This is a genomic window from Rhodanobacter terrae, from assembly GCF_042657005.1.
GTDB lineage: Bacteria > Pseudomonadota > Gammaproteobacteria > Xanthomonadales > Rhodanobacteraceae > Rhodanobacter > Rhodanobacter terrae.
This window is the reverse complement of sequence record NZ_JBHSNG010000006.1, coordinates 136,738-150,623: the sequence shown is the minus strand read 5'-3', so window position 1 is coordinate 150,623 and position 13,886 is coordinate 136,738. Positions and strand designations below refer to the sequence as shown.

The 13,886-nt window shown below is 60.9% G+C and carries 11 protein-coding genes; 1 reads left to right on the top strand and 10 read right to left on the bottom strand.

Annotated elements, in window-relative coordinates:
* Nucleotides 1–268 precede the first annotated feature (268 nt).
* The 10 genes from ACFPPB_RS08210 to ACFPPB_RS08165 form a co-directional block, all read right to left on the bottom strand.
* Nucleotides 269–3,592, bottom strand: coding sequence for an EAL domain-containing protein (locus ACFPPB_RS08210; protein WP_377326186.1), 3,324 nt, complete (start codon nucleotides 3,590–3,592; stop codon nucleotides 269–271).
* Between the two features lie 2 nt (nucleotides 3,593–3,594).
* On the bottom strand, nucleotides 3,595–4,758 hold the full coding sequence (gene cheB / locus ACFPPB_RS08205) for a chemotaxis-specific protein-glutamate methyltransferase CheB (RefSeq protein WP_377326184.1): 1,164 nt from the start codon (nucleotides 4,756–4,758) through the stop codon (nucleotides 3,595–3,597).
* The gene (locus ACFPPB_RS08200) at nucleotides 4,755–7,031 is read right to left on the bottom strand and encodes a hybrid sensor histidine kinase/response regulator (protein ID WP_377326306.1); all 2,277 of its coding nucleotides are present in this window, start codon (nucleotides 7,029–7,031) and stop codon (nucleotides 4,755–4,757) included. Before ACFPPB_RS08200 ends, cheB begins: the two co-directional genes overlap by 4 nt.
* Before the next feature lie 58 nt (nucleotides 7,032–7,089).
* Nucleotides 7,090–8,553 (bottom strand): CHASE3 domain-containing protein, encoded by a 1,464-nt coding sequence (locus ACFPPB_RS08195; protein ID WP_377326182.1) that lies wholly within the window; start codon nucleotides 8,551–8,553, stop codon nucleotides 7,090–7,092.
* Between the two features lie 43 nt (nucleotides 8,554–8,596).
* The gene (locus ACFPPB_RS08190; RefSeq protein ID WP_377326180.1) at nucleotides 8,597–9,235 is read right to left on the bottom strand and encodes a chemotaxis protein CheW; all 639 of its coding nucleotides are present in this window, start codon (nucleotides 9,233–9,235) and stop codon (nucleotides 8,597–8,599) included.
* Nucleotides 9,236–9,263: 28 nt separating this feature from the next.
* The gene (locus tag ACFPPB_RS08185; RefSeq protein ID WP_377326178.1) at nucleotides 9,264–10,676 is read right to left on the bottom strand and encodes a CheR family methyltransferase; all 1,413 of its coding nucleotides are present in this window, start codon (nucleotides 10,674–10,676) and stop codon (nucleotides 9,264–9,266) included.
* On the bottom strand, nucleotides 10,673–11,164 hold the full coding sequence (locus tag ACFPPB_RS08180) for a chemotaxis protein CheW (RefSeq protein ID WP_377326176.1): 492 nt from the start codon (nucleotides 11,162–11,164) through the stop codon (nucleotides 10,673–10,675). Before ACFPPB_RS08180 ends, ACFPPB_RS08185 begins: the two co-directional genes overlap by 4 nt.
* Before the next feature lie 93 nt (nucleotides 11,165–11,257).
* Nucleotides 11,258–11,584: a hypothetical protein gene (locus ACFPPB_RS08175; RefSeq protein WP_377326174.1), complete on the bottom strand. Its 327-nt coding sequence runs from the start codon at nucleotides 11,582–11,584 to the stop codon at nucleotides 11,258–11,260.
* 187 nt (nucleotides 11,585–11,771) lie between these two features.
* Nucleotides 11,772–12,383, bottom strand: coding sequence for an acyl-homoserine-lactone synthase (locus tag ACFPPB_RS08170; RefSeq protein ID WP_377326172.1), 612 nt, complete (start codon nucleotides 12,381–12,383; stop codon nucleotides 11,772–11,774).
* Between the two features lie 185 nt (nucleotides 12,384–12,568).
* Nucleotides 12,569–12,967, bottom strand: a complete 399-nt coding sequence (locus tag ACFPPB_RS08165) for a DUF4902 domain-containing protein (RefSeq protein ID WP_377326170.1) — start codon at nucleotides 12,965–12,967, stop codon at nucleotides 12,569–12,571.
* Between the two features lie 126 nt (nucleotides 12,968–13,093).
* Between ACFPPB_RS08165 and ACFPPB_RS08160 the strand changes: the two genes are divergently transcribed.
* Nucleotides 13,094–13,783, top strand: a complete 690-nt coding sequence (locus ACFPPB_RS08160; protein WP_377326168.1) for an autoinducer binding domain-containing protein — start codon at nucleotides 13,094–13,096, stop codon at nucleotides 13,781–13,783.
* Nucleotides 13,784–13,886 lie beyond the last annotated feature (103 nt).

Here is a 13,886-nt window from a genome sequence, read left to right as displayed (position 1 = left end):
CCGCAGGCGGCAGCGCGCGGCTTGCCAAGGCGGCCAGCCTTGGCGGCGCCACGCACACCACCTGCGAACCTTCTGGACATCATGCCGCCTGCGTTGATATAGATCAGAGCATCCCTAGGCGCCGCGAGATGATCCGGACGCGGTGGCAAGTGGACGCGCGACGATCCGCTGCGGTTATCCGACGTTCGACCCGAGCGAGACCGACTATCGCTACGCCGGCCAGGACCCGGTCCATGGCAACGGCCTCAAGCACAACTCCCGGCACAACTCACCGTGGCAGCGAGCTTCCTTCTTTCAAGAGCTCCTCCACCTTCTCGGCGACAACCGCCTGGCTAAACAGGAAGCCCTGAATTTCGTCGCATTTGAGCAACCGGAGGAATTTCTCCTGTTCGCAAGTCTCGACGCCTTCGGCCACGACGCGCATCCCGAGCGAATGCGCCAACGAGATTATGGTCGACACGATGCTCAAATCGTCCGAATTGCTTATCATGTTGGTAATGAATGACTGGTCGACCTTCAGTGTGGTGACCGGAAGCTTGGCAATGTAGCTCAGCGATGAGTAGCCGGTGCCGAAGTCATCGATGGTCAATGCCACACCCATTTCGCGAATCAATCGGAGTTTGTGGATGTTCGCAGCAATATCCCGCATGATCAGGCTTTCGGTTATTTCGAGCTCAAGCCTGCTCGCTATGTCACGATCACCTTTCACGACACGCTCTATCACGTCGACAAAATCATCCTGTTGCAGCTGAATCGCGGAGACATTCACCGCCACCCTTGGTGGCGCGAGGTCTTTCGTTTGCCACGTCAGGGCGTCCGACACCGCTTTTTCCAATGCCCACAGTCCCGCCTCCAGGATCATTCCGGTCTCTTCCAACAGGGGAATGAACTTCATCGGCAATATCAACCCCATTTCCGGATCATTCCAGCGCATCAGCGCTTCCAGTCCACTGATCTGTCTGCTGCAAAGATCGATTTTCGGCTGGTAATGCAACTCCAGCTGTCCCTCTTCAAGTGCACGGCGAAGCTTGTTCTCAAGCGATAATTTCTCGGTAACCATCACGTTGAAAGCCGGCTTGTAGAACAAATACCTGTCGACCGTCACCTTGGTCTTTTTCAACGCCGATTCGGCATTATGCAGAATGGCGTCGATGCCATCGCCGTCGCCAGGGTAAGAAGATATTCCGGCTCTGGCCGACACGCGCAACTCCTGCGCACCGATCAGAAACGGCTTGTCGCGAATGACCGACAGGATGCTTTCCATCACGTGGACAATACTCGTGCCCTTCGCGCTGCTGTCGATCGAGATACCGAAGCAATCCGCCGAAAAATGCGAGAGGATATCCGTCTCGCCTAGCGTTTCCTGTAGTCGTCGCGCAAACTGCCGCAGGAGATTGTCGCCAGCCTGGCGACCCAGAGCCTCATTGATGCTGCTGAATCGATTCAGGTCGAGCACGATCACGAAGAGGACCTTGTTGTGGTGGCGCGCCACGTTGATTTTCTGGGCGACGCGATCCACGAACAAAGTCCGGTTCGGCAGTCCGGTGACGGCATCGTAATAGGCCAGATAATTGAGGCGATCGTCTTTTTCGAGATGGTCCAGTGCGAAAGAGATGTCCCCGGCCGTTTCGATCAGGAGCCGCATCTCTTCCGCATCGAAGACATCAGGTTCGGGTGCATAGAGCGCCAGCACGCCGACCACCCGACCGTCCAGCATCAGAGGAAACACTGCCGCGGAGCGATAGCCGCGACTCAATGCTTCGGCCCGCGATGCCTGCATGACTTCATCCGTGGCGACGTCATTGCAGATCACCGGCTGCTGCGTGACCAGGGCCCGCGCTGTCAGCGTGCAACCGACCGCGAGCGCATCTTCCGCATCGCTCATGCCGAGCAGGGACAAGTACCCGTCGTCATGGCCTGCCCTTGCGACTGGCGCAACCATCCCCGAATCCACGTCGAGCGTGCCGATCCAGGCAAAGACGAACTTGCCCAGATCTACCGCGATGCGGCAGACCTCGTCGAAAAGCTGCTGACGTTCCCGCACACGCACGATCGTGGTGTTGATGCCGCTCAGTACGGTATATATCCGGTTGAGGCGCACAATTCTCGCTTCATGCGCCTTGCGCTGGGTGACGTCGCGTACCGTCGCGGCCACCACGGTACCGCCTTCCAGCTCCATGGGACTCAGGCTGATGTCTACCGGAAAGGTGGTTCCATCCTTGCGCAAGCCGCACAGGTTGAGCATGCCCGCACCCATCGTTCGGGGAACGGCATGCCGCAGGAAATCCTCGCGTAATTCGACATGCGCGCGGCGAAAAGCCCCTTGCATGAGCTTTTCGACCGGCTGGCCGAGCAGTTCGTCCCGCGCGTAACCGAATGTGGCTTCCGCCTGGCGATTGACGAGCATGATCGTACCTTGCTGGTCGACCATCACGACCGCATCCGGTGCGTATTCGAAGAGCGTATGGAACCGCTTCTCGGCACTCTTGCGTTCGATGACCTCCGCCGTGAGCGCCGCAGTCCGCTGTTCCACCAGCAGTTCCAGATGTTCGTGCAGCCTGGCGCGCTCCAGCGCGATTCCCACCTGATGTCCGACCCCGTAAAGCGTTTCCAGCTCATCATCCCTGAACAAACTTTGCTCCACCCTGACCAGATTCATCACGCCGAGGCGCCGGTCGCCGCTCCACAGCGGTATGCTGACGTGGCAGCACGAGCGGTCCGCACCGCCGTCGACACGGTCCAGCCGCTCGCACTGCAAGGTATGGGTGACACTGCTCATCTCGCCAGCGAGAAAACGGCGCTGGCATTCGCACGGGGTTTCCGCGGTGTCCTGGTCGAACAATCCCGACGGGGGGTTATGCGCCGCCTCGATGCGGAAGACACCCTCGGTCAGGAGAAAGATCCAGCCTGCCTGCACCCCCGGCAATTCCACCGCATGCTCAAGTGCCTGCTTGCATACTTCGTGCTCGCTGATCGCGCGATTCAGCCCCTCGGCGACATGGTAGAGCCCGGTCAGCGTGCAGTTGGAGTCCGCCAGTTCGCGCTGGCGCGTCTTGAGCTCTTCACCGATATGTACCGCTTCTTCGTAGACCGAAATCAGCAAGTCCACGATCTGCTGGCGCTCGGCGGTAATGAAATGCCTTTGGCCGCCGAGATAGATTTCCACACCCATCTGCATTTTCTGGTTCTTGCGCAACTCCTGGTGCATCAGCAGGTAATCGACCCTGGCAAGCAGGTAGTGCTCTTCATAAGGCTTTCGAATGAAGTTGTCGGCGCCGCATTCCAGGCCCTTCATGATGTCCCGCACGTCGGCAAGCGTAGTGAGCAGGATTACCGGCACATCGTGGAGCTGGTCATCGCGCTTGATTTCCCCGCACAGCGTGAAGCCGTCCATTTCCGGCATCATCACATCGCTGACGATAAGCGCCGGCTTGCATTGCCTGGCCGCTGCCAGCGCCTGTTTGCCGTCCGCTACGGCGGTGACCGAGTAGCCCCGTTCTTCAAGCAGATACCGCAGCCTTTCCGCCTGAGTCGGACTGTCCTCGGCGACAAGAACTTCAAGGCCTTTGTTCTTATGCTTGCTGAATCTCATCTTTATGTATTCTCGCGTCGGTGGCTGAGCAGGCTCGTCAATGCTCCGGCAATCTTCTCCGGGGAAAGGATGAGCATCGCTGCATCGAGCCTGATCGCCTCCCCCGGCATGCCGTGCACGACCGAGCTTTCCTTGTCCTGCGCGAAGGTGACTGCGCCCTTGTCCCTCAGTTGCCGCAACTCCTCGGCGCCGTCGCGCCCCATACCGGAAAGCAGGCCTGCGGCAGCTTCGCGTCCGTAGACATCCGCGATCGAGCGGAACAGGTAGGACACCGACGGGCGCAATCCATTTTCGGGATCGTCCCTGGTCAGGACGATCCTGCCGGTGCGTCCCACTCTCATCTGGTGATCGTCGGGGGCGACGTAGGCATGTCCCGGAAGAACGAGGCAGTCATGGGCGGCTACATGGACCGGCAGAGCGGAGGACTGCGCCAGCCACTCGACGAACCCCGCGATAAATCCGGTCGCCATGTGCTGGACGATCAGCAGCGGGGCCGAATACGTCTTCGGCAAGCCATTGAGTATGGTGTGAAGGGCCGGCGGGCCGCCGGTCGATGCGCCGATGGCGACCACCCGCACTGCCGTCCGCGCATTCGCAAGCGTCATCTCCGCCGGGTGCGGAGACTGCGGACTGTGCTGCACCTTGGGCCAGCGCCGCACGACCTTGACCTCCGACATCAGTTTCACCTTTTGCACCAGCGCCCTCACCGTAGCCTCATGGTCGGGATGGCCGATGCCCGCCGGCCGCGACAGCACGGCCAGCGCACCGGCCTCCATCGCCTCGAACGCCGTCATCACTTCCCTGCTGTCACGGCTTCCGCTGACGATGACGATCGGCCTGGGATCGGCTTCCATGATCCGGCGCGTGGCCTCCAGGCCACCCATCTTGGGCATGTGGATGTCCATTGTGATCACGTCGGGCCGATAGTGGCGCACGGCGACTAGCGCCTCTTCGCCGTTGCATGCGGTGCCGATCACGCGGATACAGGGATCCGATTGGAGCGCGTAGATCAGAAACTCGCGCACCACCGGCGAGTCTTCCACCACCAGGACGTTGATCAATGGTTTTGCTTCATGGCGTCTACCAGCGGAGCGATGCTTGCTCCCCACGGCAGGACCGAGCTTCTCCGGAGGTGGATATTCGGCACCTTGAACCTGCAGCGTCACAGCAACCTCCGTATCACTTCCAGCAGATTGCTTTGATCGAAACTGCTTTTCACGATATAGGCGTTGGCGCCGGCGTCGATGCCGCGTTCGCGGTGCTCGCGCGATTCCAGCGCCGTGACGAGCACCACCGGCAGCTGCGCAAGCTTCTTGTCGGCGCGTACCCTGGCCGTGAAATCGAAGCCGTCCATGCGCGGCATTTCGACGTCGGAGACGACCAGGTCGAATGCGCCGGTCTTGAGCGTGGTGTATCCGTCGATGCCATCGACGGCCGCGGTGACGCGATAACCTGCCGACTCCAGGATTCCCACGAGCAGCGAGCGCGAGGTGATCGAGTCTTCCACGACCAGGATGGATGGCTTGTCCGCTCTCCCGGGTTTTCCGGTCGTCAGCTGATCGTCGGGCGGCGTGGGAGGTGCCACATGCATCACCGCCGACTTCAACAGGTCGGAGACATTCAGCACCAGCACCACCTGGCCGGTGCCCAGCACGCTTGCGCCTGCGACGTTGCGCACACGCGCCAGCTGCGGTCCGAGCGCCTTGACCAGCACCTCCTGCTCGCCGAGGACTTCCTCGATGCAAAACGCGATGCGCACGCCACCCTGGCCGAGAACCGCTGCCTCCATCGCATCTGCCTGCGGATCGGCCTCGCGCGGTCGCGGCAACGCCAGCACGTCGCTGAGCCGGACCATGGCAACCGCGTGGCCGCCCAGCGAGACCGTTTCCCTGTTTTCCACGGTCTGTACGTCCTTGCACGCCACACTCGTCACACGCTCGACATGGGCCGCAGGTATGACGAATAACTGTCCACCGGCGCGAACGATGACTCCTCTGAAATTGGCCAGCATCAGCGGCAGGAGGATACGGAAGGCCGTACCGATGTCGTGCTGCGATTCGACCTCGATACGTCCGCCCAGCCCATCGACCTTTTCCCGCACGATGGCGAGCCCGAGTCCACGCCCGGAGACGTCGGTGATGATGGGGCTGGTGCTGACGCCGGAGGCGAAGATGAGCGCCAGCGCATCCTGCTCGCCGGTGCGCTCCCCATTTACCGCGGAACCGCCGGCCAGCCTGTCGGCAGATGCCTTCACCAGCGCCGCATCGATGCCTGCGCCATCATCGGCCACGAGAACCTCGGCGTTGCCGCTGTCTTTCTGCGAAATAGCCAGCGTTATCGTTCCACGCGGCGGCTTGTGCCTTGCTTCACGTACCGCGGGTTTCTCGATGCCGTGATCGATGCCGTTGCGCAATAGATGGATGAGCGGATCCTTCATCGCTTCCAGGATCCGCCGGTCGATTTCTATTTCACCGCCCTGAATCACCAGCTCGACGTCCTTGCCCTGCTCGCGGGCAAGCTCGCGTGCGTAGCGCGGCAGAATCTCGAGCAGCGACGCAAACGGCAGCAGCTGCATCTCTTTGACGTCGTGCTGCAGAACCTCGGTCATCCCGGCCAGCAGGCGCCGGTCGTGCTCGGCCGACTGGGTCAGACGGACCAACCGTTCCTCCAGCACTTTCATGTGCAGCTGTTCGGCATCCAGATACTCGAACAATCTGGCAAACTCCCGCCTTCCGGCGATCGAGCCGTTGACCGTGCCGTCACGCCCATCGACTTGCCGTGTCTCCCGCGTCTCCGGCGAAAGCACATGCCCGACTGTCCGCAATGCCGGTTGAATGTCGAGGCGCCGTTTTTTCCAGACAGCCAGTGCTGCCGTGGTCGCGCGCAATTCGCTGGCACGCTGAGTTGCCGCCAGACGCGGCACCAGCAGCTCCTCGACCTGGCGCATCACCGCATCGAGTTTTATGGTGGAAATCCTGACCGTCTCCGGCGCCAGACCGGGCGCCATGGTCTGCATGTGCGCGACGCCGCTCGCGGCAGGTTCGTCGAGGGCCGCAGGGTCGGGTTTCACCCCTTTCGAGGCCGCGTCCAGCCGTCGTGCCAACGCGCTGACCGAAGACCGCTGATGCGCTCCAGGTGTCTCTGCGGCAAGCAGCCTTCCGAGGGCATTGATGGCCTCATGCAGAAGGTCGAACAGGGATGGCGAAAGATCGAGTCGCCCGTTTTTCAACGCGGCGAACACGCTTTCCAGCGGCTGGCATACCGACTCGATCGGCGTCAGGTTCACGGCCCGGGCAGCGCCCTTGAGGCTATGCGCATCGCGGAATATGGTTTCCACGATGTCCGCACGCTGGTCCGGCGCCTGTGTTTTTTCCAGCGCGAGCAGACCCGACGACATCGCCCGGAGATGCTCATCGGCCTCGTCCCGGAAGATCAGCATGAGTTTTTTCAGCAGTTCGTCGTTGCTCTTGGCCATGATCCTGGTCTCCCGGTCCGGGTCAGGCGGACCTGTTGCCGATCAGAGCGCCCAGCCTCTGCCCGAGCTCATGCAGGCCCTGTGCGGCAACTTCGGCCTGGCGCGTTCCGGCGACATTCTGGGTACTGGCCTGCTTGATGCTCTCCATCGCCATGGCCACCTGGTCCATGCCTACCATCTGCTGCTGGCTGGAGGCTGCGATCTGGGTAGCCGCCTGCGCCGCCTGATTGACGCTGTCGGCCAGCAAGCGGATCGACTCACCGGTCTCGCGGGTTTGCTTGACCCCGGCCTCCACCGCCTTGTTGCCCTGCTCCGTGGCGAGCACGGCAGCGCTGGTGGCCTTCTGAATGTCGCCGAGAATGGTGCGCACCTGGGCCGTGGCTTGCTTGGATTGCTCGGCAAGGCTCCTGATCTCCTGTGCCACCACGCCGAACCCCTTGCCTACTTCACCGGCCTTGGTGGCCTCGATGGCGGCATTCACGGCGAGCAGGTTCGACTGCTCGGCCAGCCCGTTGACGGTGGCGATGATCTCGCCGATGACCTGGCTCTGCTCGCTCAGGCGCACGATGCTTTCGGCAATGGACTCCATTTGTTCCTGGATATGGTGCATCCCCTGCACCGCGTCATCGACCGCTCTGCGGCCCGTCTGCGAGACATCCGAGGCCTTCTGTGCGCTGTCGGAAACGTAGCGCGCCTTCTGGTTCGCGAGTTGCGCGGTCTGTTTGACCTCCTCCACCGTGGCAGTTGTCTCGCTCACCGCGGTAGCGGTTTCGGCAGCGCCGGAGGCAACCTGGGTGGTGGTCGCCAGGATCTCCGCAGCGGAGGAGGACAGCAAGGTAATACTTTCCCGCAACTGGCGGGTAATGGTGCGTGTCAGGAGAAAGCCAAAGACGACCAGTACGACGAGGGCCAATGGAATGCCATACACGATGGTGAAAATCGTCTGTCTTGCGCTCGCATTGACCTCGGTGTCCCACTGCGCCAACAAGGCTTTTTCCTCGTTCTTCCCGTCCGTGATCTTCTGTCGGATTTCGTCCATGATTTCCTTTCCCTTGTTCGTTTGCACCACCTGCGTCGCAGCTTCAACGCCCTTGGCCCTGCGCAGATCGATGGTTTCCTTGAGCTCGGCGAATTTGGCCGCGATGAGCGGGTCCAGCGCATCGAGCAGACGCTGCTGGCTGGGATCGCCCCGTACCTGCTGCCGGAGATTTTTCAGTGCCGTGATCACAGCCGCCTTGCCCGTCTCGTACGGCTCCAGATAGCTATCTTCACCGACAATCAGATAGCCACGCTGTCCCGTTTCGGTGTCCTTCAAGGACGACAGCACGTTCTCGAAATTTTCGATCACCTGGTAGGTGCTGGATCTCCGCCGCGCCGCCACGATATAGCTGCTGGTGTTTCGGTAGGAAACAAAACCGATAACCGCAAGAATGAACAGCGCAAGCGCGTAGCCGGCTCCGACCTTCGTTCCGATGGTCCATTTCATCTTGCGTTCTCCTCTGGTGACTCTGCTCGGGTCGGGCGCTCGTCTATTCGTCCACCTGCTGGCGCACGATGATGTTCGTGTCGGACAGAAGCTTCCCAGCATCGAGAATGACGGTACGATCGGATGTCACCCCGCGCAGGTATGCCGTACGTATATCCCTGAGCGTGGGCAGGGACGCCTGGATGTCGGTAACCGGAATACGGCGAACGCCGTGGATCGCATCGGCGAGGATGCCGAACGACATGTTCCCGGACTGCAGCACGATGACTTTGTCGAGGTCGGTAAGTCCCCGCACCGGGAGGTCGAAAAATATCTTGATATCGATGACCGAGAGAATCTCGCCCCGCAGGTTGATCACGCCGCGCACGAATGCCGGTGCGCATGGCACCGGCGTGAGGCTTTCCAGGGGGTAGACCTCGCGGACATAGCGCGACTCGATGGCGTAGTGTTCGTAAGCCAACAGAAAATCCACCACCTCGATGCGCGCACCAGGGGCCTCCGCCGGCACGAGCTCCAGAGCCAGCGCCTGCGCCCTCGCTTTCAGAGTACGTTCGACTTCTTCCGCTGAAGGTACCCAGCCGCGCTCGATCGCAGAGCAGACGGCCCCCATGCGCTCCTTCATGCCGTGCCAATCGACCGCCACTCTCTCCCGCATTTGTGGTTTGGATCCATGCGAGCTCATGTGCGCATCCTCCTCATGCTTCAACCGCCTAGGTACCCGACAAGCCGGACAGCACCGATGCGACAATTTCCGCAAGCCGACCGGCGCTCAGCCCCTCCGACTCGGGCAGGGCTTCATCCGGCGGGTGCCGATGCAGGAGATCGAGGGCGTTCCTGAAATGCCGCTCCGCTTCGCCGCGCGAGCCTTGCGCCAGACACAGGTTGCCCAGCGCGAAATGCGCGAGCACGAAACGCGGGTCGAGATACAGCGCACGCGTCAGCGACTGTGCGGCAAGGTCGTTCTGGCCCTGCTCCCGGCGGATCGCGGCCAGCAAATACAAGCGTTCGGGATTCAGCCTGTCTGCCGCTACCGCCCGTTCGCAATAGTCGGCGGCTTCGGCGAGCCTGCCCTGGTCGGCATGGATGTGCGCGGCGCGATCATCCGCATCCCACCCGCATGGCGTTGACCGGGATTCCCGGCGCAAGGGTATTTCGCGCGCAGCCGGTGCGGGAGATGCGCCCTCGGCCAGCCATTCCAGCGGCCAGGCGTCGGGCTCTGGGCAAGGCAATGCGGCGGGGGAAATGGTCGCCGTATCCTGCAATGCCGGGTTCGGGAGCCTGCGGTAAAAACTTGCTCCGGGAAAACTGACGGCCGAAAAACGCGAGAACAAACTGTTGGATGTTTCTGCAGGGCTTACGACGAGCCAGCCGCCGTCGACCAGCGAGCGACGAAAATTTTCGACGATTCTTTCTGCCTGCGGCGGCGTGAAATACATAAGCACATTGCGACAGAAAATCACGTCCAGCTCGCTCGTGCCATTCATGGGCGACGGGTAAGCCTCGTCGGCAAGATTGAGATAGGCAAATGCCACCCGATCGCGAATGGCGCGCCGCATTTCAAAACGGGAGTTCCTGCCCTGGACGAAATAGCGTGCCCGGGCCCACGCCGGCGTCGCCCGAAACGACCATTCGGCGTAAGTCCCCTCTGCCGCCCTGCGCAGGAAAGTCGGGTTGATGTCGGTAGCCAGGATACTCGCGTTCCAGGCCTTGAATGGCGCCGTCAGACGGTCCAGAAGCATGGCGATCGAGTATGGCTCCTCGCCGGTACAGCAGCCGGCACTCCAGATGCGAAGCGGCCGACCCGCTTGCTCGCACTCGCGCATCAGCGGCGGCAGTACGTGGCGTTCGAGTGCCTCGAAGCTGCATGCATCGCGAAAGAAATAGGTCTCGCCCACGGTCAGATGTTTGGCCAGGGTTTCTATCTGCCCTTTGGTCAGGGAGGCGGACAGAAGCCAACGGGCGCAGGAATCCGCATCCGGCATGCCGAAGCTCGACGCGGCAGCAGCGATACCTTGTGCAAGATCGCCCCAACACCTTGCCGTAAAGTTCAACCCCATCCTTGCGGCGAGCAATTCGCTGAGCTGCAACAACAACGGGCGAGGAAGGGCAGCGTGAAGCATCATGCGCCCCGACCGGCATCCATCGCGCGATTCAGGGAATCTTCTTCTTCCAGGGAAAGGAAAGCCTCGAGATCGTGGATGATGACCAGGCCGCTTTTGAGCTTCATGACGCCTTCCAGATATTCGGCTGCGGGGAGGACGCTCGCCGTCGGCGCCAGGCTTTGTTCCTGGCATTCGACGACATCCACCACCGCATCGACCACCAGGGCGAACGGGCGCCGAGTGGTATGCGTGACGACGAGATGATCGTTCAGCGATATCCGACGCTCCGGGAGACCGAACCGACGGCGGACATCGATGACCGGCATGACGCTCCCCTGCACGTTGACCACACCAAGAACAATGACCGGCGCCTTGGGCAACAAGGTGATCTTCACCATGTGCACCACGCGGTCCACGGAATACAGGTTCAGGGCGCAGCGCTGGTCGCCCAACAGGAAGACGACATACTGACTGGTCATTTTTTTCGTATTCCAGGAATCAATGTTCACCGGTGTTCTGAAAACCTTTCCCAATGACGCCGTGGTTCGCGCGAACGTCGAGGTTCGGCCGCGCAGCCAGCCGCGAAGTCGGCGCCGCGACCGTCATTCGTAAGTCCGCGTCAGCAGCAGCGGATCCTCCATCCCGGGCCGATCCGCCTTCACGTATGCGTCGAAATACTTCAGCGCCGGATCCGATACCGTGTTCGACAGGTGCACCACAATCAACCGATACGTGGTCGGTGCGATGTTCTTTGCGCCACCTGGCTTGCCGCAAGTCAGTCGCCTTGCGCCGGCATCCGTTCGCGATCGATCGATCGAAGCCCTCATGTCGACCGCAGCCGCGGTATCGCAAGTGGGCTCGGCAATGGCGCCCGAGAACGTCATCCACCCACTCGCTGCATTGACGGGTGGCGAGGCAAACACCGTCATATACAGACATCCGGCAAGCCGAGTCAGCAAGGAGATATTCATCTCAGTCCACGATCACACCTCGCGCATATGAAAAGGGACCACATCCGCGCCACTCGCAAACAGCTCCTTGTCCAGCCCACTTCACAGCGATCACGCTTGTTCCCGCCTGCGTCCGTTTCGCCGTCATCTCCGATGAAGCTCTTTTCTAATGCCTTACTCCGCTCAATGCCGCCTTCGGGAGACCCAGCGCCTGCCGCGTCTGGTCGTCCAATTCGATCCACAAGGCCAGGACAGGTTCGCCGTCGATCAGTTGAGGCGGTCCGACGCGATGCGCATGCAGACCGATGCTGCGGAGAATTCTTTCAATCCCCATGGCGGTGAAAGTGATCAGCCGGACGGCACCTTGCTCGATCGCCATCTCGACGACGGCCGAAAAAAGATCACAAAAGCGCTTCCTTGCCTCTTCACGGGAAGGTGGCGTCTTCTCCCCGATGACTTTTGTCGAGAACCGCGACAGTTCCCAGACCTCCGGCGTATGTGGCGAGGGCTCGCCATTCATGAGGCAGGGGAAGACTTCGTCGAGCAGATAGGCCCTGGTCGTGGGCAGCAGGCGGGCGCAGCCGCATACTGCCCCGTCCGCGTCCTGGACAATGACATACGACGTGTCCGGGAGATCGAACTGGTCGACCTCCAACCCGTTCTTGACAGGCAGCTGCCAGCACAAGGTCTCTACGAATATTTCGTACCGATAGATGGCGAGCGCTGCTTCGAGGCCGGGTACGAGCTGGCTCCCAGTTCCCTTCACTACCGTGAACATATGCCGCGCCTCCCCCTCTAAGAGACACGGCATTGAAGAATGATTTTCGCCCAGCGATAACTGTATGTTTCTACAGTAGCCGCAAGAGGCAGCTCAGAGTACGACGTGTTGGACGGCCCCTATTCCACCCCAAGGAAAGGCGGGAAGTCACCCGGATCGCGGCTGGGCAAGACGGCTGTGCGAAGTCACAGCGTGTAGGCAATCTCGACGGGCTGCCAGCATTCGCGGGCCAGCCATGCGCATAGCAACTCGTTGGTCTTGGGCATGCCCAGGTCGTAATTGGTCTGCGTCACGAACATGACATTGCTGCTTATGCCGCCTGGAGCGAGGAATCTTTGCCCGTCGACCAATCCGAACCAGGCCCAGCCTATGCTGACCACGGGCATATCTTCGGTTGCCCATTCACAATATCCTGCACGGAAAGCCGGGATGCTGCTTCCGACAAGATCCTCCTGAAGGCAGTTATCCTCCCAAGCCAGCTTCTGGGGGAAGCTCAGGCTTAAAAAAGCATCGAAAGTAAGGCGTATATAGCCATCCGAAGATCTTTTCGGGGAAACGGCAGATGAAGACGACGGTGAGCTCACAGCGCTTTCCTGCATGACCCGATACTCGAGAGCCTTACCGTACACCGCCCGCACATAAGGCGACCAACTGTCAGTTTTTGCAGATTGACATGGGATCACATAGTGAAAGCTTGGCGCGAAGATTGCTTGAGCAGGCTCACATCACCGGCAGGTTCGTCTGCCGATCTGCTGAAAGAGCTCGCCGTCATAGTGCGTGATCTGGGCTTCGAATACTGCTCTTACGTCCTGCGCATGCCCTTCCCGATGTCGCAGCCCAGCGTTACCTGGGCGAGCACCTATCCCGCGAATTGGCTGGAACACTATTTCGCGAACAATTACCTCGATATCGATCCGCTCATTCAGCGCACATCGCGGGAGTTGTCCCCCGTCGTATGGAGCGATGATCTCTTCGGAAGCGAGCCGGCTTTCTGGGAAGAAGCCCGTGCGCACGGAATACGTCATGGGTGGGCGTTGGCCACCCACGGCAAGTACATGACGACCGGCATGCTTTCTCTGGCGCGGTCGCATCAAATCGTGACCGAAGCCGAATTGGCCGAGACCGAGATGCAGATGGTCTGGCTGTCGCATACCACCCATGGACTGATCGGCGCGATGGAAATGCGAAGGCTCATGCCGGTCTTCGATATCGAATTGACGGCGCGCGAAAGAGAAATCTTGCGATGGAGTGCTGCCGGCAAAACCGCCGAAGCGATCGGGAGAATACTGGGTATCTCCGAGCGCACCGTGACATTCCATATCACCAGCAGCCTGACCAAGCTAGACGTCGCCAACAAGACCCAGGCCGTTGCCAAGGCCTTGCTGCTGGGGATGCTCTGATCTTGGGGATGCCAGGTCGGCGATAGATGCGCGAACAACCCGCGTATGCCATTCCACTGCCGGCAGCGCGGGCCTGCATGTGTCAACGGCGGCCCGGACAGGT